This is a genomic window from Streptomyces sp. DSM 116793 (assembly GCF_057320905.1).
This window is the reverse complement of record NZ_CM170494.1, coordinates 7756341-7776052: the sequence shown is the minus strand read 5'-3', so window position 1 is coordinate 7776052 and position 19712 is coordinate 7756341. Positions and strand designations below refer to the sequence as shown.

The following is a 19712-nucleotide window of genomic DNA, read 5'->3' as shown; positions in this document are numbered from 1 at the left end:
GCCCAGGTGAGCGCGCCGCCCGCGCGGCCGGGCCGGCGGCCCACCATCAAGGAGGTGGCAGCGGCGGCGGGCGTGTCGACGGCGGCCGTCTCCCAGGCGTTCAACCACAAGGGCAGGCTGTCCGAGGGGACCAGGCGCCGGATCCTGGACACCGCGGTGCGCCTCGGCTGGTCGCCGAACGCGCCCGCCGCCGCCCTGCGCAGCTCCCGCACCCGCACCCTCGCCCTCGTGGTGCGCCGCCCCACCGATGTGCTCGGCGCCGACCCGCACTTCAGCGAGCTGATCACCGGCATGGAGGGCGAGCTCGCACCCCGCGGCTACGGCCTGCTGCTGCACCTGGTCGCCGGGGCGCAGGAGGAGAACCTCGTCTATGAGCGGTTCGCCGCCGAGGGGCGGGTGGACGGCGCCGTGCTGACCGACGCGCGCACCGACGACACCCGGCCCGCCCTGCTGGCCCGCCTCGGCCTGCCCGCCGTGATGCTCGGTGCCGCGGACCGCACGGCGCCGGTGCCGGGCGTCGGCCTCGGGCAGCAGGGCGCCGGGGTCACGGAGGTCGTCGAGCACCTCCTCGGCCTCGGGCACCGGCGCATCGCGTATGTGGCGGGACCCGCCGAGCTCCAGCACACCCGGATGCGGCACGGGGTCTTCGTGTCGGCACTGGCCACCGCCGGCCTGCGGCCGTTCGCCGTGCTGCACACCGACTTCACCGAACGCACCGCCGTGGCCGCGACCGAAGCGCTGATCGACGCGCCGAACCGGCCCACCGCCATCGTCTACGCCAACGACTCCATGGCGGTCTGCGGCATCGGCACCGCCCAGCGCGGCGGGCTGCGCGTCCCGGAGGACCTGTCGGTGGTCGGCTACGACAACCTGCCCCTCGGGCGCTGGCTGCACCCCCGGCTGACCACCGTCGACCAGCAGGTGCAGCGGGTCGGCGCGGCAGCCGCCCGGCTGTTGCTCGCCCGCTGCGGCGAGGACGTCGAGGAGGTGGTGCTGGACGACCGGCCCCGGCTGGTGGCCCGCGCGTCCACCGGGCCGGCCCCCGCCTGACGGCACACCACACCTCATGGCGCGGAGCCGGCACCGCATGCCGCATACCCCGCATGCCCACCGGAGACGGCACAGCCCACACCTCACACCTCACACCGCACCCAGCACCCAGCACCCGCACCCGCACCCGCACCAATGACACCGAGAAGGACCATGCGACGCCACAGCGCCCACCTCACCCATGACCCCGCCGTGCTGCCCTGGCTCGGTGCCAACTTCTGGTCCCGCACGGGCGGGCCCCTGATGTGGCGCGACTACGACCCGGGGACGGTGCGCGAAGAGCTGGCGGTGTTGCGGGCACACGGCCTGACGATGACCCGGTCGTTCTTCTACTGGCCCGACTTCCACCCCGAGCCGCACCGCATCGACGAGACGCTGTGCGAACGGTTCCGCGACTTCCTCGACGCGCACACCGAGGCGGGCATGGCGACGGTGCCCACCTTCCTCGTCGGGCACATGTCCGGGGAGAACTGGGACCCGGCCTGGCGCGGCGGCCGGGACCTGTACGAGGACGTGTGGATGGTGGGCCGCCAGGCGTGGTTCGTGTCCGGGATGACCCGCCGCTTCAAGGACCACCCGGCGGTCACGGGCTGGCTGATCTCCAACGAGATGCCCGGCTACGGGCGCGTCTACCAGGTCGATCCGCCCTCCTGCGACGCCGTGACGGCCTGGGCGCAGATCATGTGCAACGCCGTACGGGCCGCGGGCGGCACCCAGCCGGTGTCCCTCGGCGACGGCGCGTGGGGCATCGAGGTGACCGGCCGCGACAACGGCTTCTCGCTGCGGGAGACCGCCGAGTACGTCGACTTCGTCGGTCCGCACGTCTACCGCTCGGACACCGACCGGGTCCGCCAGCACCACCGTGCCGCCTTCGAGTGCGAGCTGGCGGCGGTCACCGGGGCGCCCGTGGTCCTGGAGGAGTTCGGGCTCTCCACGGACACGGTCTCGGCACAGAACGCGGCCGTGTACTACCGGCAGACCCTGCACAACTCCCTGCTGGGCGGGGCGACGGGCTGGATCGCGTGGAACAACACCGACTACGACGACCTGTGGGACCGCTCGCCCTACGACCACCACCCCTTCGAGATGCACTTCGGCATCACCGACCACACCGGCGCCGCGAAGCCGCCACTGCGCGAACTCGCCGCGTTCGCCGAGGTGCTGAGGGCCGTCGACTTCCCCCGCTGCCGCCGCGCCGACGCGGACGCGGCCCTGGTCGTGCCGGCGTTCCTGGAGCGCGGCTACCCCTACAGCAGGCCCGCCGACCGGCCGCTCATCTTCACCTCCCTGCACCAGGGCTATGTGGCGGCCCGGGCCGCCGACCTGCCGGTGGGCCTCACCCGGGAGGCCGACGGCCTGCCCGGCCGGGCGGCGCTGTACCTGCTGCCCTCCACCCGCCAGCTGACCTCGCGCACCCGGCGCGAGCTGCGGCGCAGGGCCGAGGCGGGGGCCACGGTCTACCTCTCGTTCTGCTCCGGGGAGCACCCGGTCACCCGCGGGCCCTGGTTCGACGGCCTTGACGGGCTGTTCGGAGTGGAGCTCCAGCTCTCGTACGGTGTCGCCGAGCCCATCGAGGACGACGTCCTGGAGATGACGTTCACCGCGGACTTCGGCCCGCTGTCCGCCGGCGACGTGCTGCGCTTCCCGGTCGCGGGGAACGAGGACAGCAGGGCGTACCTGCCGGTCGTCCCGCGCGCCGCCCGGGTGGTCGCCGTGGACGCGCACGGGCGGCCCGCGCTCCTGGTCCACGACACCGGGGCGGGCCGCACCGTGCTCGCCACCTATCCGCTGGAGCACATGGCGGCGCGCACCGCCCGCGTCAACCCCGAGCAGACGCACCTGCTGTACGCGGCGCTGGCGGACGTCGCCGGGGTGCGCAGGCCGGTGACCGTGGACAGCCCCCACGTCGGTGCGGACGTCCTGGTCCACGAGGACGGGCGGCGCTTCGCCTGGCTGGTCAGCCAGTCGGCGGGGGAACTCACCGTCCGGCCCGCGGCCGACGGCACCCTGCACGACCTCGCCTCGGGCGAGGCGGCCGAGGAGGTGACGCTCGGCCCGTACGGGGTGCGGGTGCTCCGGCTGCGGTGAGCCCGGGACCGGACGTGTACCGGGGCGGCGCGAGGAGGCCACCCGGGCACCCCGGCACCCCGGCGCCCCACCACCCCACCACCCCACCGGCCTCCGAGCCAGGGGCCCGGAGGCCGGTGGGGTGGTGGGCGGGGCCGCCGCCGGTGCCGTGCGTCAGTGCGCCGGGGTGCCGCCGGCGACGCGGTACATGACGGTGCCGTGCGCGGGGACCGAGGCGCTGATGGTGTTGGCGGTGGACGAGGTGGCGCCGGTCCACAGGTCCGTCAGGGTGTAGCGGGAGGCCCCGCTCTTGCCGACGGCGCCGGCGGTGGTGCTGATGGTGGCGGTGGCGCCGGTCTCGTTGAACAGGGCGACCGAGACGTCCCCGTTGGCCAGCGGCTTGGCCAGGACGTGCAGGCCGCCGGAGGACGCCACCTCGGTGCCCTGCCTGCCCAACGGGTCCTGGTCGACGGCGATCACGTTCTTGTTGGTCAGGATGCCGAGCGTGGTGGCCGAGGCGTTCGGGATGTTCGTGCCGGCGATCAGGGGTGCGGCCATCTCCGCCCAGAGGCTGAACTCGGAGCGCTGCTCGGTGACGGTCATGCTGCCGTTGCCGATCTCCAGCATGTCCGGGTCGTTCCACTGGCCGGGTCCCGCGTAGCGGGCGAGGCCCACGTTGGCGTGGAAGATGGACAGCATGCTGGCGTAGGTGGGCTGGATGTCGCCGGTGGTGCGCCAGCTGTTGCCGACGTCCGCACCCCAGGTCCACACGGACTCCTGGCCCCAGCTGCACAGGCTGAACAGGATGGGCCGGCCGGTGGCGGCGAGGGCGTCGCGCATGGTGGCGTACCGGGTGCGCGCGGAGGAGCCGTCGTTGTTGCAGTTGTCGTACTTGAGATAGTCGACGCCCCAGGAGGCGAAGGTCTCGGCGTCGGTCTTCTCGTGGCCGAGGCTGCCGGGGTATCCGGCGCAGGTGGCGGTGCCGGCGTCCTCGTAGATGCCGAGCTTCAGGCCGAGCGAGTGGACGTAGTCGGCGGTGCCGGAGATGCCGTCGGGGAACTTGGCGGGATCGGGGACGAGGCGGCCGTTCGCGTCGCGGGAGTGGGTCATCCAGCAGTCGTCGATGTTGACGTAGGTGTACCCCGCGGCCTGCATGCCGTTGGTGTGCATGGCCTGCGCCGTGGACTTGATCAGCGACTCGGAGACGTTGCAGCCGTAGGCGTTCCAGTCGTTGAAGCCCATCTGCGGGGTGCGCGCGAGACCGTTGCCGAGGGCGGACGCGGGCGGTGCCGAGGTGACCGTGACGGCCGACGCCGTCACGGCGGTGAGCGCGGCGGCCAGCGCGAGCGTGCCGGTCCGCAGCCACCTCTTCGCCGGTCTTACCAGGGAACAGGGGGTCCTCACGGTGTGCCTCCCATCGGTCGGATGTGTCACCAGGTGGAGTCGGCCTGGGTGAGCAGGCCGAGCCGCCGGGGCAGGCTGTCGCAGTCGCCGCCGGCGCTGGGATCCAGTCCCCGGTGGCGGGACTGCATCCGGCACGAGCTGATGGTGAGGGTCCGGTCGTGGCCGGCGCGGATCGTCTCGCCGGCCGCCTCACCCATGACGCCCATGCCCTGGTTCTCCAGCACGGCGGCACGCGTGGGGGGAGCCTCACCGGTACGGATGGTGCGGGTGCTGTGCGGGTGCGGTCGTGCGGGGTTCGGGTACGGTCTCAAACCAGTGCCATGTCATCCGACATACCGAACACTGACCGGTTGTTCGGACAGCATGCGATGATATGCCGCCCACGGAGAACGTCAATACGTCCGGCAGACCTCGGTGGCGACCGGCCGCCACCCGGCGCGGCCCGCATCCGGCACCCGGCACCCGCCCTTGCCGGCGGCCGTGCGGCGTCAGTCGCCCGGGTCCGTGCCGTCCGCGGGTGCGAGCACGATGTCGAAGCGGACCCGTGACCACTCGGACGAGCCGAGGGCCCGGCCGTCGGGCGTCCCGGTGCCGGGCGGGCAGACCTCGAAGTCCTTGACGAGGGACGGCCGCACCCCGAACACGGCGTCGCTGTCGAGGAGTTCGTCGCCGCGCACGAAGATGTGCGTGACGAGCGTGCGCAGGCCCGCCGCGGTGACCATGAAGTGCAGGTGCGCCGCGCGCATCGGGGACCGCCCGGTCGCGGCGAGCAGGGCGCCGACCGGACCGTCGTGCGGTATCGGGTACGGCGTCGGGGTCAGCGCCCAGAACGCGTACCGGCCCTGTTCGTCGGTGAGCAGGTGCGCGCGTCCCGCGGTGCGGTCGTCCCCGTACTGGACGTCGTACATGCCGTCCTCGTCCGCCTCCCACACCTCGATCCGGGCGCCGGCGACCGGGGCGCCCGCGCTGTCCCTGACGGTCCCCTCGACCCAGCAGGGCCGCCCTGTCGCCCCGCCCGCGATGTCGCCGCCGAGACCCACCCTCGGGGTGTCCGGCACGAAGAACGGCCCGAACACCGTGGCCTCCGTGGCGTCCCCGCAGGCCTCGTTGTTGATCGCGACGGTCTGCATCGACGCCCCGAGCACGTCCGACAGCAGGATGAACTCCTGCCTGCGCTCGTCGGTGATGTGGCCCACCGCGGTCAGGAACTCCACAGCCCGCCGCCACTCCCCCTCGGTGAGCCGCACCTCGCGCAGGAACGCGTGCAGGTGGCGGGTGAGGCTCTGCATCAGCTCCCGCAGCCGGTCGTCGGGCGCCCCGGCGAACGAGGCCACCACCCGGTCGGTCAGCTCCTGCTCGCGGGCCGCCTGCTCGGCGGGCACCGGGGACGGTACGGAAACCGTGTCGGTCATGCGAGGTCATCTCCGTTCCACGCCGCCATGAGGAGGCGTTCGAGCACGGTACGGGTCACCCGGGCCGGGTTGTCCGGGGGCACGACGGGGAGGATCAGGCCGGCCGCGGCGGGGATGTCCGCCCGGTCGAAGCCGATGTCGCACAGCGCCCTCGGGGCGTCCACCGCGCGCCGCAGCGCCTCCAGGCCGACGAGGGCGCTGCCGGAGCCGAAGGCGCGCGCCAAACGGCTCTCCGCCTCCGGCGCGCACGGCGCGTTGAGGGCGAGGACGTGCGGCAGCACGATGGCGTGGGTCTGCGCGTGCGGCAGGCCGTAGGCACCGCCCAGTACGTGGCAGATCTTGTGGTGCAGTCCCGAGCCCGCGGAGGAGAAGGCCACGGCGGACACATAGGCGCCGTAGAGGGCCAGCTCACGCCCCCTGAGGCCGGTGGGGCGGGCGGAGACCAGCGGCAGTGCCTCGGCGAGCGCCCGCGCCCCCTCCTCCGCGAGTGCGCGGTCGACCGGGTCCGAGTCGGTGCTCCACATCGAGTCGACGCAGTGGGCGACCGCGTTCAGCCCCGAGGCCACGCTCGTCGCCACCGGCAGCGAGAGGGTGAGCTCGGCATCGTAGACGACCGCCCTGGGCAGCACCCGGGGATGGCTGCCGGTGGTCTTGCGGGAGCCGTCGGTGGTGCCCCACACCGCGGTCGCCTCGGAGCCCGCGTAGGTGGTGGGGACGGCCACCACCGGGAGGCCCGAGGCGAGTGCGACGGCCTTGGCGAGTCCCGTGGCTGAGCCGCCGCCGACGCTCACCACGGCGTCCGCGTCCGCCTCGACCGCGGCCTCGTGGGCCCGCGCGGCCACCTCCACGGGTACGTGCATGACCACCTCGTCGTGGCGCAGCGCCACGGGCAGCCCCTCCGTGATCCGCTCGGCGACGGCCCGCGCCGTGGGCGACGCGATCACCATGAGGCGGTGGGCGTCAAGCCGTTCGACCTCCTCGGCGAGCGCGGCCGGCGCCGCCCCCGACCCGAAGCGCACCCGCTGCGACCGGCTCTCGTGGGCGAAGGAGTCGAGCCTCACGCTCGGCCGCCTCGTCCGAGGATCCGGGACATGGCCGCGAGCAGCGCCTCGGTCGGATGCTCCGGCAGGGACGCGGCACGCCATGCGATGTGCTTGTCGGGACGGACGAGCAGGGCCCCGTCCTCCTCGATCTCCCTGAGCCGGGCCCAGTCGTAGTACAGGTCGGTGACCTCGCGGCCCGGACCGATCACGACCGCCGCCAGCTCGACGTCCAACTCGGCGGCGACCTTGGCCGCGGCCGCCGTCCAGGCCTCGCCCGAGATGCCGGTCAGGAGGGTGAACCGGCCGTAGGGGGCGAGGTCGTGCGTGGAGAGCTTGCGGGAACCGTCGCCGACCCAGGCGTGCGGCAGGCGCGCACCCGGCACCGTGGTGGGCTCGTAGTACAGCTCGGGGTCCCGGGTGGGCGCGGGGCGCCGGGAACCGTCGGAGACCACCGCGTCGGAGGTGTAGAACTGGCCGAGTTCGACGCCGTGCGCGTTGAACTCGTAGTTCTTCAGCTCCATGGCCTCCACGAGCGCCGCCCGTTTCCGCGCCCCGGCGGGCGTGTTCGCCTTGCGTTCCTCCAGTTGCCCGACCATCTCGGCCTCGGTCATCCCGCCGTGCACGCCGAGGGCGTCGAAGAGCTGCGCGAACTCGCGGCTCGACCGGTTGGCCCGCAGCACGATCTGGCGTGCGACGGGGGCGCGCTCCGCGGAGTACGTCTCCAGCAGCGAGGGGGCGGCCCGGCCGCGCAGCACGGCCGCGAGCTTCCAGGCGAGGTTGTACGAGTCCTGCACGGAGGTGTTGGAGCCCAGGCCGTTGGACGGCGGGTGGCGGTGGACGGCGTCCCCGGCGCAGAAGACCCGGCCGGAGTGCAGCCGTGTCGCGTACATCTCGTTGTTGCCCCACAGGGACGTGCCGGTGATCTCGACGTCCAGGTCCGGAAGGCCGAGCAGGTTGCGCACGATCCCGGTGGCCGCCGCCTCGTCGACGACCGGTGGCTCCTCGTCGATGTCGTAGCCCCACACCACCAGCCACTCGTCCCAGGGGCGCACCATGCGCACGAGGCCGGCGCCGATGCCGCCGACGTCGGAGCCGGGCTGGATCACCCAGTACAGGACGGAGGGCCGGTGGCCGACGTACGCGCCGATGTCGGCCTTGAAGGTGATGTTCATCGAGCCCGCGATGTCCATCCTGCCCTCCATGGGCAGCGCGATGTCCGCGGCCACCTTCGACCGCGCCCCGTCGGCGCCGATCAGGTACTTCGCGCGGATCGTGTACCGCAGGCCGGTGAGGCGGTCGAGGACGTCGACGTCCACACCGCCGGCGTCCTGGGTGTGCCCGAGGTACTCGGTGGAGAACCGCGTCTGCGTGCCGCGCTCGGTCGCGTTCCTGACCAGGATCGGCTCCAGGTAGGTCTGCGGTATGTCACAGGTGAGCGAGGGCGACGCGAGCCGCTGGTCGGCCTCGCGGGCCGGGTGGGTGCCCCAGGTGAGGATCCGGCCGATCTCCTCCCCCGCGATCGAGGTGCAGAACACGGTGTCGCCGATCAGCGCGTGCTCGGTCGCGTCGGCCAGCACCTGCTCCTCGATGCCGAGGTCGCGGAAGATCTCCATGGTGCGCTGGTTCGTGATGTGCGCGCGGGGGGTGTTCGCCGTCCACCGATACTTGGTGATGAGGATGTTGGGGACGCCGAGGGTGGACAGGAAGAGCGCCGCGGATGCGCCGGCCGGGCCGGACCCGACGATCAGGACGTCGGTCTCGACGACGGCACCGGCGGGGGCGGCTCCGGTGAGTGCGGCCTCGGTGGCCGCCGTCTCCGTGGCCGCCGTCTCCGTGGCCGGCGTCGTGTGTGCGGCCTCGTCAGCCTCGGGCATGGGGTGCCCCCTCCCTCCGGCCGGTCCGCCCGCCGGACCGGTGTGAGACGGCAGTCTGGCGCATGGTCACCCGGGAGGCCGGTGCTGCGGGCCACGCGTGGCGGAAACCGTCATGTGGTGACGGTTTCGGTGCGGAGCGCCCCTGTCGGGGCGCGGGGGACCGCGCGACCAGGCCCCACCGACCGGTGGCCAAACAGACGACCGCAACGGGCTCAGCCCGGTGGCCCGCCGCAGGCCCATCGTTGTTACTCGCGCAGTTCCCCGCGCCCCTCATCGGCGGCGCGAAGCGCCATCCAAGAGGCGCCAGGAACGGCGCGACCAGCCCCCACCGGCCGGTGGGCGGACAGACGACCGCAACGGGCCCGGCCCGGTGGCCCGCCCCAGGCGCACCGTTCTCGCCCGCGCGGTTCCCCGCGCCCCTATCGGGGCACCGCGCGTCGGCGTGCCGCGCTCGGTGGCATTCCCGTGTGCCTGCGGTAGACCCGGGAAAAGTGGCCCACGGAGAGAAAGCCGCACCGCAGTGCGATCTGCTCCAGCGACTCGGCGGACAGCGACGGCGCCCGCAGCATCCGCTCGGCCAACTCGATACGGCGCTGCTGGATGTAACGGGGCACGCTCGTGCCCATCTCCGCGAAGATCCGGGAGAGGTGCCGCTCGCTCACCCCGATACCCCGCGCGATACGCGCCGCGGACAGCTCGGGCGACCGCAGCCGCTCCTGGATGTAGGCCTCGGCGGCCGCGTAGTGCGAGGCGGCCGGGCCGTCTGTGCCGCGGTGCAGGAGGGTGGAGACCAGGTCGAGCAGCGCGTCCTCGTCGGGGCGGCGACCGGTGCCGCGCGGCCCGACGCACCGGGCGACCGAGCGGGCGAGGGCCTGGGCGTACACGTTGGCGTCCGGAGATCCGGCGAAGTCGACCACCACGGGCCCGGCCGGCACGGACCGGTCGCTGATCTCACCGAACACCGTCTTGGGGATCTTGACCGCCAGCTCCTCCAGACCGTGCGAGAAGCCCCGCATGAAGGGCCGGTCGACGTCGCACAGCAGCAACTGCCCCGGGCGTACGGTGCGCACCCCCTCGTCGTGGTAGAAGAACGCCTCGCCGGCGAGGGTGAAGTACAGGGCGACGGAGTCCGTGGGGGACGCGCGGACGACGTCGGCGGTGCGCTCCACCACATGCGGGTTGCCCTCCACATGGGCCAGGTGCAGCCGGTCCAGCTGGAGGTTGGTCTCCGTCGCCTCCAGCGCGGTGCCGGCGAGGGTACGGCAGCGCAGCCCGACCAGGGAGGCGGCGTTGTGTGCCTCCCACAGCTCGATACGGCGGCTTTCGGACAGGCCCCGGGTGGTGAACCGGACGGCGGTGGGCGGACCGCCGTCGCCATCGCCGGGTGGGGTGGCCGGCGGTGGCGGGGTGAAACCTGTCATGGAGTGCACTGTAGTGGGAGGCGGTGGGGCCCGTCCCGGGCATGGCGCCCCGCTCCGGGCCCCTGCACGGGCTCCGGCCCCGGGCCCCGCACGGGCTCCTGCCCCGGGCCCCTCAGGGCGCCTGCGCGGGCGGGCGGCGCGGCTCCGGGGGCGCCGGTCCGTGCTCCCCGCGCGGGTGCGCGGGGTGGGTGTGCGGCAGCGTGGATCGCGGGTGCGGGTGCGTGGTCGCGCCAGGAGGGTGCGCGGTCGCCGGGTGCGGGAGCCTGAGCAGGAGCCACACCGCCAGCCACACATAGGCGTTGGAGCCGAGGAAGCCCACGGGACCCGAGGCGTCGAAGCGCCAGAGCCACACCACGCTGCTGCACAGCAGCACATGGGCGGCCGCGGCCGCCGCGTACCGGCCGGAGCGGATGAGAAGGGCCAGCGCGGGCAGCAGCCAGACCAGGTGGTGGACCCAGGTGACCGGGCTGACCAGGCAGGCCGCGACGCCGGTCAGGGCGATGCCGGTGCGGTGGTCGGCGCGTCGCACCCGCACCGCCCAGACGGCGAGCACCGCGACGGCTGCCAGCGCCCACAGGGCGGTGCCACCGGGGTCGCCCAGCCGGGCGAGCACACCGCGCAGGGACTGGTTCGAGACATATCCGGGCACGCCGACGCGGTCGGTGTTCCACAGCTCGTGGCCCCAGTAGCGCCGGGACGGCCCCGGCGCGAGGAGCCAGCCGAGGGCGGTGGCGGCCACGGCGGTGCCCGCGGCCGTCGCCGCCTGACGGCGCCGCCCGGTCAGCAGCAGGTGGACGATGAACAGGGCGGGGGTGAGCTTGAACGCGGCGGCGACCCCGGTGGCCACGCCCGACCAGCGGCCCAGGCGGGCGTCGCACAGCACCAGGGCGAGCAGGACCAGGTTGACCTGGCCGAAGCTGAACGTGTCGCGCACCGGCTCCAGCAGGACGAACAGGCAGGCGACGACGGCGTACCCGGTCCAGCGGGCCCGCCGGCCGAGGAGCGTCCGTACGACGAGGGCGGAGGCGGCCACGTTCAGCACGAGGGCCGCGCACACCGCGACCGGGCGGCTCATCAGCGCCAGCGGCAGCATGCTGACGGCCGCGAAGGGCGGATAGGTGAAGCCGTACCGCGTGCCCGGCATCACGAAGTCGTAGATCCGCCCGCCGTGCCAGACCCAGGAGTGCACCGTGCCGTAGTACACGTACAGGTCGAACCAGTCGCGGAAGAGCGGGACGGTGGCCGTGAACACGGCGGTCGCGCAGACCAGCGCGAGCACCGCCGGCACCGGCCGCCGCCGGACGGCCCTGACCGTCAGAACCCCGATGCCCCTCACGACGCGGTGTGCACCCCGCGCGCCCGCAGGTCCACGCCGAGGAGGCACAGGGCGGCCAGCGCGGCCAGCGCACCGCCGGCCACCGCGAACTTCAGCTCGGCGGCGTCCGCGGCGGACCCGCTGGGCAGGACGACGAGGGCGAGGAGCCCGCTGGCGGCCGCGGTCCAGCGCCGGGTCCGGCCGGGCGGCGCCGCGGCGGCGATCAGGAACAGCCCCCACAGCAGGTACCAGGGCCGGATCGCCGGGGCCAGCACGGCGACGGCGGCGAGGCTGACCCCGAGCGCGTACACCGACCCGAGCCGCGCCCGGTGCCGCCAGGCGACGGCGGCGACGGCGGCGGTGGCGGCCAGTCCCACCCCCTGCCACACCAGGCCCATCAGCGGGGCGAGACCGCTTCCCGCGGCCACCAGCAGCCGTCCGGTGAGCCGGCCGAGGGCGGCGATCGGGGCCCAGTTGTGCGGGGTCACCGGGGTGCCGAGGGCCGATATCCAGCCGTAGCCGGTACCGGCGAGCGCGGTCACCGCCGCGGTCACGGCCGCCGCGACGGCGGCGGTCGCCACGGCCGCCCGCAGCGACCTCCGGCGGCCGGTCAGCCGCGCCGCCCAGAGCGAGCCGACGGCCACCAGGCCCAGTGCGGCGGGCGCCTTGACGAGGGCGGCGAGCGTCACCAGGGCGGCGCCGGCGACGGGCCATCCCACCGTGTACCACTTCGCCCGGTACGCCCCCTGCCCGCCGCGGCGGCTGCCGCTCAGCGCGGCCAGCAGCCCGGCCCCGAGCAGCCCGAGCATCACCGCGTCGTTGTGCGCACCGCCCACCAGGTGCTGGAGCACCAGCGGGTTGAGGCCGCCGAGCCAGAGCGCCGCGGCCGGATCGCAGCCGCACCGCCTGGCCAGCACGGGCAGGAAGGCGACCATCAGCGCGACCCCCGCCAGCGCCAGCAGCCGCATCCCCAGCAGCCCGCCCGGCTCCACCATGCGGGCGAGCCCCAGGAACACCGGCCCGTAGGGCGCCGGGCTGCCGCGCCACATCGGCGCGACGTTCGCGACGAGCGGCCCACCGAGCCGGTCGGGGCCCGCGGCGTACACGTCCATGTGGGCGTTCACCATGGCGCCCTGCGCGAGGTAGCTGTAGACGTCCCTGCTGAACAGCGGCGGCGCCAGCACCAGCGGCGCCGCCCAGACGACCAGCATGACCCGCAGCTCACGCGGCGTCGGCCCGGCACCGGCACCGGCACCCCGTGCCACCAGCCGGCCCAGACACCACCATGCCCCGATGAGCAGCACCAGGCCGAAGTACGAGAGGAACAGACCCAGCGCGGGGTGCCAGGCGGAGGGCCCCGGCGCGGTCCGCACCGGCATCGCCCCCGCACCACCGATGCTTCCGAGCGCCAGTGCAGACGTTCCCGCGAGGCCGAGCAGACGGCACGCCCTGACGTTCAACACGGCGGTGAGCATGATCGGCTTCTGTGACGCGCTCCCCAATTCGAGGGGGCGGCGACGTTACGGCTCTGCGGCGACCCCGCCCACCTGGCAGGTGGGCCCGCGCCCCCGGGTGGCCCGACGCGCTCCGTGCGTTCTCGGCAACCCGAGTTCGTCTAACGCATTGACGCCGGACCGGGTCCGACGTCACCTTCCGTGCGCAGGGTTGGATCGGTTCAACAGAACACAGTCACCATTCTGTCGGACCGGTCCAGCACACGCCGCCCGGACCACCGACCCGGCTTCCGGCCCCCGACCGGTTGCCTTGACGAGGGAGACACCCATGACCGCCGACCGTCCGACGTCCCGTGTGGCCATCGTGGGCACGGGCCACCGCGCGCAGACCTTCACCGAGGGGTTCGCGCGGCGCCCGCACCTGACGGTGGCCGCCCTGTGCGACCGCAACCCCGTACGCATAGCCCACCACCAGCGCCTGCTCACCGCCGCGGGGGAACCCGAGCCCACCGCCTGGGCGGCCGAGGACTTCACGCGGATGCTGGCCGCCGAGGACATCGAGCAGGTGGTGGTCACCACCATGGACTCCACCCACGACCAGTACATCGTCGCCGCGCTGGAGGCCGGCTGCCGGGTGGTGACGGAGAAGCCGATGACGGTGGACGCCAAGCGGTGCCGACGCATCCTGGAGACGGTCGAGCGCACCGGCGGCGACCTGTCGGTGGCGTTCAACTACCGTTTCAACCCGGTGCACGAGCTGGTGTGGCGGCAGTTGGCGGACGGCGTGATCGGCGATGTCCTCTCGGTGCACTTCGAGTGGGACCTCGACGTGCGGCACGGGGCCGACTACTTCCGGCGCTGGCACCGCGACAAGGCCAACAGCGGCGGCCTGCTGGTGCACAAGTCGGGGCACCACTTCGACCTGGTCAACTGGTGGCTCGGGGCCCGCCCGCAGCAGGTGTTCGGCTACGGGATGCTGGGGTTCTACGGGCGCGAGGCCGGCACCCGCAACGGCTACCGGCGCGAGTACGAGCGCGCCCACGGGTCGCACGCGGCGGCCGACGACCCGTTCGCCCTGCACCTCGCGGAGAACCCCGGGCTGCGGTCGCTGTACCTGGACGCGGAGCAGGAGGACGGCTACCTGCGGGACCGCAACGTGTTCGGCGACGGCATCACCATCGAGGACGACATGGCGCTGGTCGTCCGCTACGCCACGGGGGCGACGATGAGCTACCACCTGCACGCGTACTCCCCCGGCGAGGGCTACCGGGTGGTGTTCAACGGCACCGCGGGCAGGCTGGAGCTGGACGTGGTGGAGAGCAGGTGGCAGCCGCCGCGGACCTCGGTGGAGTCGGCCAGGGGCTCGGTGCACGGGGACACGGCGTCGGCGCACGCCGGAGGCGCCACCATCACCGTGCGCCCGCTGTGGCGGCCCCCGTACGAGGTGCCCCTCCCGGCCTTCGACCACGCCGGGCACGGCGGGGGCGACGCGCGCATGCTGGACACCCTGTTCGGGCCCGTGGAGCCGGGCGCGCCGGTACCCGGGATCGACCACGCGACGCCCGTGGACGGCGCACTGGCCCTGGCCACCGGCCTCGCCGCCAACGAGTCCTTCGTCCACGGACGGCCGGTGGACATCACGGACGTGGTGCAGATCCCGGCGGACTGAGGCGCGGTGCAGGACGGCGCCCCGGGCTCCGGCGAGCGGAGCCCGGGGGGCGCGCGGGCCGCCGGTGCGGGACGGCACCGGCGGTCCCGGCCGGCTCCCGACGGTTATCCGAACTGCCCGGGCTGGTAGTCGCCGGCGGGCTGCCGGACGATGACGTTCAGGCGGTTGGCGGCGTTGATGAAGGCGATGAGCGACACCAGGGCGGCGAGTTGGTCCTCGTCGTAGTGCTTGGCGGCGTTCGCCCAGGCCTCGTCCGTGACGCCGCCGGCCGCGTCGGCGAGGCGGGTGCCCTGCTCCGCCAGCTCCAGGGCGGCGCGCTCGGCGTCGGTGAACACCGTGGCCTCCCGCCAGGCAGCGACCAGGCTCAGGCGCACCGGGGTCTCCCCGGCCTGCGCGGCGTCCTTGGTGTGCATGTCGGTGCAGAAACCGCAGCCGTTGATCTGGCTGGCGCGGAGCACCACCAGGTGCTGGGTCGCGGCCGGCAGCGTCGAGTCCTCGGTGATCACCCTGCTCGCCGAGAAGAAGTGCTTCAGGGACTCGGCTGCGAGCGGGCTGCCCAAGAGGTTCACACGTGCTTCCATCGTCTGGTCCTCACTCGTGGTGGCGTACGGGACGACCACGAGATGCCGGTGGCCCCCTCCCCGTGACAGCGCGGGGGGTGTGACGTGTCCCACGCGCGAGGGGCGGCGGATCACACGGCTCGGCCCTCGGCCGCCTCTCGATGTCACAGAACGGCGCGGGCCGGCGTCTGGTGGGTGACACAGTCGAGAGGGAACAGGAGCCGCCCATGGCCGGCACGTCGCAGACCGCGCCCCGGGATCCCGGCGGGGACGTCAGCCGGGACGACCGCCGTGACCCCGCCACCGAGGCGTTCGTCGCCCACCGCAACCTGCTGTTCACCGTCGCCTACGAGATGCTCGGCTCGGCCGCCGACGCGGAGGACGTCGTGCAGGAGACCTGGTTGCGGTGGGTGGGCGTCGATCTCGGTGCGGTGCGGGACCGGCGTGCCTACCTGGTCCGGATCACCACACGTCAGGCACTGGGGCGGCTGCGTACGCTCGCCCGCCGCAAGGAGTCCTACGTCGGTCCGTGGTTGCCCGAACCGCTGCTGACCGCGCCCGATGTGGCCGCGGACATCGAGTTGGCCGAGAGCCTCTCGATGGCGATGCTGCTGGTGCTGGAGACGCTCGCGCCGACCGAGCGGGCGGTGTTCGTGCTGCGCGAGGTGTTCGACCTGGGGTATGACGACATCGCGGAAGCCGTCGGCAAGACCCCGGTCGCGGTCCGCCAGATCGCCCACCGGGCACGGGCCCATGTCGCGGCGCGCCGGCCGCGCCGAGCCGTGTCCGCGGCCGAGGCCCACGACGCGCTCGAAGCCTTCCGGCGAGCGGTGGAGACGGGTGAACTACAGCGCCTGTTCGACCTGCTCGCGCCGGACGTCGTCCTCCTCGCCGACGGCGGCGGAGTCAAGCAGGCCGCGCCGAGGCCCCTGGTGGGGGCCGACCGGGTGGCGCGCCTGCTGTCGGTGGGCCTGCCCGTCATAGGCCGGGATGGGGCACTCGAACCGGCCCGGATCAACGGCTGCCCGGCGCTGCTCGTCCAGCTCAACGGGGAGATCGACGCCGTCATGACGCTCCGCACCGACGAGGGCAGGATCACCGGGCTCTACATCGTCCGCAACCCGGAGAAGCTGTCGCGCGTCGAGCGGGAGACCATGATGAGCCGCTGAGCTCAGGACCGTCCGGTGAAGGTCCTCGTACCCCTCGGCGGGTGTGGGGAGTGAGGGGGACGGTTTCCCGAGGGCTCCCCACCGCATCCCACCGGTCCCCGGTCTCGGCACGTGCCACATCCCACCGGTCCCAGCACGGTCACGTATTTTGGCCTAACCATTGACACACATTTCGGGACCGGCCTACCGTACCGCGCGCTGTCCCCCTTCCTCGTCAGACTCGTCAGATCGGTTGACGCGCATGGCCTCCCCTCCTCCCCGCAACGGTCGTGCGGCCGTCGTCGCGCTGACCTACCTGGGCTTCGCCCTTCAGATGGTGCAGGTCGGGCTGTTGCCGCTGCTGCCGAAGATCGGCGGTGAGCTGCATGCCTCGCCCGCCGGCACCTCGTGGATCCTCACCTCGGGACTGCTGTCCGGCGCCGTCTTCCTGGCCGTGCTGACACGGCTCGGCGACCTCGTCGGCAAGCGTCCCGTCATCCTCCTCGCCATGAGCCTCGTGGTGGTCGGCTGTGTCGTCGACACGTTCGCGAACACCCTGCCGCTGGTGCTGCTCGGCAGGGTCCTGATCGGTGCCCAACTCCCCATGCTGGCCCTGCCGGTGGCCATCGCCAACGACACGATGGAACCCAAGCGGGCGCACAGCGCCATCAGCGCCATCCATGTGACCACCGGGCTGGGCATCGCGGCCGGACTGCTGCTCGGCGCGTTCGTGGGCTCGTCGTGGCACCTCTACTTCGCGATCAGCGCCGTCGCCGCCCTCCTCGCCCTGGTGGCCACCGCCCTCCTCGTGCACGACTCGCCGCAGCGCGCCACCGGCGGCCTCGACCTCCCGGGCGCCGCGCTGCTGACGCTGGCGCTCGTCGCCGTGCTGCTCGGGCTGAGCGAGGGCTCGCCCTGGGGCTGGGGCTCGACGCGGGTCGTGTCGCTGCTGGTGGGCGGCGCGGTGCTGTTCGGCCTGTGGTGGCTGCGCGAACGCACCGCACGGGTGCCGCTGATCAACGTCGGCTATCTGACGCAGGCGCGCATCGGGCTCCCGTATGCGATGACCTTCCTGGTCGCCTTCGGCATCTACGGCTCGCTCTCCGCCGTGACCCGGCTCGCCCAGACCCCGGTCGCCGCGGGCTTCGGGTTCGGCTGGAGCGGCCACACCACCGCCTGGTTCGCGGTGCCGCAGACCGTGGGGCCCGCGCTCGGCACCCTCGTCCTGCGCTGGGGGCGGCGGCGTGGCCTGGTGATGACCGCGGCGATCTCCTTCTGCCTCATCATCGTGGGCTTCGCGGGCTACGCCCTCGGTCACTCCACCCCCATCGCCGAACTCGTCTCCCTCGCACCGGACTCGATGGGCCTGGCCATCGCGCTCGCGGCCACGCAGTTGCTGGTGCTCAGCGTGGTCCCGGCCGAGGAGTCGGGCATCGCACTGGGGATCTCTGTCGTGATGTACGCGGTGGGCCAGTCGCTGGGCAGCGCGGTCGTCGGCGTGTACTTCGCCTCCCTCACCACCCCCGCCGGCCTCCCGGCGCTCAGCTCCTACCTCGCGGCGTTCGCCACCTGCGGGGGCGCCGCGGTCCTCGCGCTGCTGCTGTGCGTGCCCCTGGTGCGCAGCCGCACGCCGGCCCCGGCGGCCTCGCCGCTCCCGGGCGCCCCGGACGCGGTGCCGGCCGCTGAGACGTCCTGACGCCCACGGGGACACGGCGCAAGCGGAGGGACACGGCAAGGGGCACACCTCCCGCACCCGGCCCGTGTGACGTCCGGCCTCGTCCGGCTCCCCGCCGAGCCGGACGAGGTGGGACGAGGTGGGACGAGGCCGGACGTCACACGGGCCCGCCCCGGCGGCTCCCCGCGGAGCGGGCCGCGCGGAGCAGGGCCGCACCGGCCAGGAAGGTCGCCAGCTCCGCGGGCGGCAGCCCCAGCGGCCCGCGGTCCACCGGGCTGGTGACCGCCACCCCCAGCAGACCGACCACACAGGCCGCGTAGCCGACGAGGGTCACGGTGGTGCGCAGCCGCCGGCGGTCGAGCGCCCGCGGCGCCCACCGGCTCCGCGGAGCGCGCGCGCCGTGTCGGGCGCTGCACGTCTCGACCCGGCCGAACACCGCCACGAGTGCGCCCAGCACGGCGAAGAGCAGGACCAGCCAGGGCAGCTTCCACAGCAGCCAGGCCTCGGTGTCCCCGGGCGGGCGGGGCAGCGGGAAGAACCCGGTGGCGCCCACGGCCGCGGCGAGAAGCACCACCGCGCTCATGTGCCACAGCAGCACGGTCAGGATCACCGAGTTCACCGCGATCACGGCCGTCCACGGGCCGGTCCGCCGCAGGTACCGCTCGCCCGCGTCGCGCAGCAGCAGCACCAGCCCCAGCTGAGCCGTGGCCAGGGACATCAGCGCGAGCGTCGGCGGCGAGAGGTTGCGCAGCGGCGATCCGGGCACGTCGACCATGGCGACCGGGTAGGGTCCGACGGCGGTGAGCAGCACCGCCGCCGCCGCGCCGCCCACCAGCAGCGGTACCGCCACCTTCGGACGGACCGGCAGCGTGCCGTCCCGCCAGGCGAAGCCGATCTGGTGCACCGCCAGCCAGGCCCACAGGTAGTTCCCCAGCTGCAGCACCGACGCGCCGAACGCCAGCCGGGCCACGTCCCCCGCGGCGAGCAGCACCACCAGCACCACCGGCACGACCAGCCCCGCCCGCCGGTGCAGGCGGTGCATCAGCGGGGTGAGGACGACCACCACGAGGTAGACGAGCAGGAACCACAGCGGGATCGAGGCGAGCCACACCGCCCGCCCCACCAGAGTGGTCTCCACCCCCGCCAGCCCGGCGACGAGCGCGGCGGCGGCCAGCGTCACCAGCAGCACGGTCGTCGGTCCGACGAGCCGCGCGCTCCGGTCCAGCAGCCAGTCCCCGACGGCGCCGCCCCTGCGGGTGTGCGAGGTCAGCGAGGCGGCGTTGGCGAACCCGCCCACCATGAAGAACACCGGCATCACCTGGACCAGCCAGGTGATCGGACGCCCCCACTCCAGCACCTGAAGGGCGCTGAACCCGTCCACGCCACCCCCGCTCCGGGTGATCACGATCACCATCCAGTGACCGAGTACCACGATGAGGATGGCGACCGCGCGCAGCAGGTCGACATAGCGTTCCCGCGAGGGCGGCGTGCGCTCCGCGATCTCGCGCAGGCGGTGCATGCGGCCATCGTACGAGCGCGGCCGGCTTCAGCCGGGGAACCGCCCGGGCCGGGCGGCGCGTATGCCGCCGCAACCGGCGGCGCACCCACCGCGCCCGCCGC

The 19712-nt window shown here is 73.7% G+C and carries 14 protein-coding genes and 1 pseudogene; 5 read left to right on the top strand and 10 right to left on the bottom strand.

Going from position 1 to position 19712, the window contains the following annotated elements; translation table 11 throughout:
- The first annotated feature begins 6 nt into the window (after window positions 1–6).
- Together ACSMXW_RS30540 and ACSMXW_RS30535 are read left to right on the top strand one after the other, a co-directional pair.
- A complete protein-coding gene (locus ACSMXW_RS30540) occupies window positions 7–1050 on the top strand; it encodes a LacI family DNA-binding transcriptional regulator (protein ID WP_485801068.1) in 1044 nt (347 codons plus the stop codon).
- A 153-nt stretch (window positions 1051–1203) separates the two neighbouring features.
- Window positions 1204–3138: a cellulase family glycosylhydrolase gene (locus tag ACSMXW_RS30535; protein ID WP_485801066.1), complete on the top strand. Its 1935-nt coding sequence runs from the start codon at window positions 1204–1206 to the stop codon at window positions 3136–3138.
- Between the two features lie 165 nt (window positions 3139–3303).
- Here ACSMXW_RS30535 and ACSMXW_RS30530 read toward each other — a convergent pair.
- The 8 genes and pseudogenes from ACSMXW_RS30530 to mptB form a co-directional block, all read right to left on the bottom strand.
- Window positions 3304–4458: pseudogene (locus ACSMXW_RS30530) on the bottom strand (glycoside hydrolase family 27 protein); the annotation flags it as partial.
- A gap of 89 nt (window positions 4459–4547) precedes the next feature.
- Complete coding sequence (locus tag ACSMXW_RS30525; RefSeq protein ID WP_485801065.1) at window positions 4548–4745, bottom strand: hypothetical protein; 198 nt, start codon at window positions 4743–4745, stop codon at window positions 4548–4550.
- Window positions 4746–5009: 264 nt separating this feature from the next.
- A complete protein-coding gene (locus tag ACSMXW_RS30520) occupies window positions 5010–5933 on the bottom strand; it encodes a dioxygenase family protein (protein ID WP_485801063.1) in 924 nt (307 codons plus the stop codon).
- Window positions 5930–6994: a maleylacetate reductase gene (locus ACSMXW_RS30515; RefSeq protein ID WP_485801061.1), complete on the bottom strand. Its 1065-nt coding sequence runs from the start codon at window positions 6992–6994 to the stop codon at window positions 5930–5932. Before ACSMXW_RS30515 ends, ACSMXW_RS30520 begins: the two co-directional genes overlap by 4 nt.
- Window positions 6991–8850 (bottom strand): FAD-dependent oxidoreductase, encoded by a 1860-nt coding sequence (locus ACSMXW_RS30510; RefSeq protein ID WP_485801059.1) that lies wholly within the window; start codon window positions 8848–8850, stop codon window positions 6991–6993. The genes ACSMXW_RS30515 and ACSMXW_RS30510 overlap by 4 nt, the downstream gene beginning before the upstream one ends.
- A 419-nt stretch (window positions 8851–9269) precedes the next feature.
- Complete coding sequence (locus tag ACSMXW_RS30505; RefSeq protein WP_485801058.1) at window positions 9270–10271, bottom strand: helix-turn-helix domain-containing protein; 1002 nt, start codon at window positions 10269–10271, stop codon at window positions 9270–9272.
- 112 nt (window positions 10272–10383) lie between these two features.
- Complete coding sequence (locus ACSMXW_RS30500) at window positions 10384–11607, bottom strand: glycosyltransferase 87 family protein (RefSeq protein WP_485801057.1); 1224 nt, start codon at window positions 11605–11607, stop codon at window positions 10384–10386.
- Entirely contained in the window at window positions 11604–13061 is a 1458-nt protein-coding gene (mptB, locus tag ACSMXW_RS30495) for a polyprenol phosphomannose-dependent alpha 1,6 mannosyltransferase MptB (protein ID WP_485801055.1), read from the bottom strand. The genes ACSMXW_RS30500 and mptB overlap by 4 nt, the downstream gene beginning before the upstream one ends.
- 307 nt (window positions 13062–13368) lie before the next feature.
- Here mptB and ACSMXW_RS30490 point away from each other — a divergent pair, with 307 nt between their 5' ends.
- Window positions 13369–14709, top strand: a complete 1341-nt coding sequence (locus ACSMXW_RS30490; RefSeq protein WP_485801054.1) for a Gfo/Idh/MocA family protein — start codon at window positions 13369–13371, stop codon at window positions 14707–14709.
- Window positions 14710–14813: 104 nt separating this feature from the next.
- Here ACSMXW_RS30490 and ACSMXW_RS30485 read toward each other — a convergent pair whose 3' ends face one another.
- Window positions 14814–15290 (bottom strand): carboxymuconolactone decarboxylase family protein, encoded by a 477-nt coding sequence (locus ACSMXW_RS30485; RefSeq protein WP_485801052.1) that lies wholly within the window; start codon window positions 15288–15290, stop codon window positions 14814–14816.
- A gap of 206 nt (window positions 15291–15496) precedes the next feature.
- On the opposite strand from ACSMXW_RS30485, the gene ACSMXW_RS30480 reads away from it, so the two are divergent.
- Both ACSMXW_RS30480 and ACSMXW_RS30475 read left to right on the top strand, forming a co-directional pair.
- The gene (locus ACSMXW_RS30480; RefSeq protein ID WP_485801050.1) at window positions 15497–16438 is read left to right on the top strand and encodes an RNA polymerase sigma-70 factor; all 942 of its coding nucleotides are present in this window, start codon (window positions 15497–15499) and stop codon (window positions 16436–16438) included.
- Between the two features lie 241 nt (window positions 16439–16679).
- The gene (locus tag ACSMXW_RS30475) at window positions 16680–18113 is read left to right on the top strand and encodes an MFS transporter (RefSeq protein WP_485801048.1); all 1434 of its coding nucleotides are present in this window, start codon (window positions 16680–16682) and stop codon (window positions 18111–18113) included.
- Window positions 18114–18249: 136 nt separating this feature from the next.
- Here ACSMXW_RS30475 and ACSMXW_RS30470 read toward each other — a convergent pair whose 3' ends face one another.
- A complete protein-coding gene (locus ACSMXW_RS30470) occupies window positions 18250–19611 on the bottom strand; it encodes an acyltransferase family protein (protein ID WP_485801046.1) in 1362 nt (453 codons plus the stop codon).
- Window positions 19612–19712 lie beyond the last annotated feature (101 nt).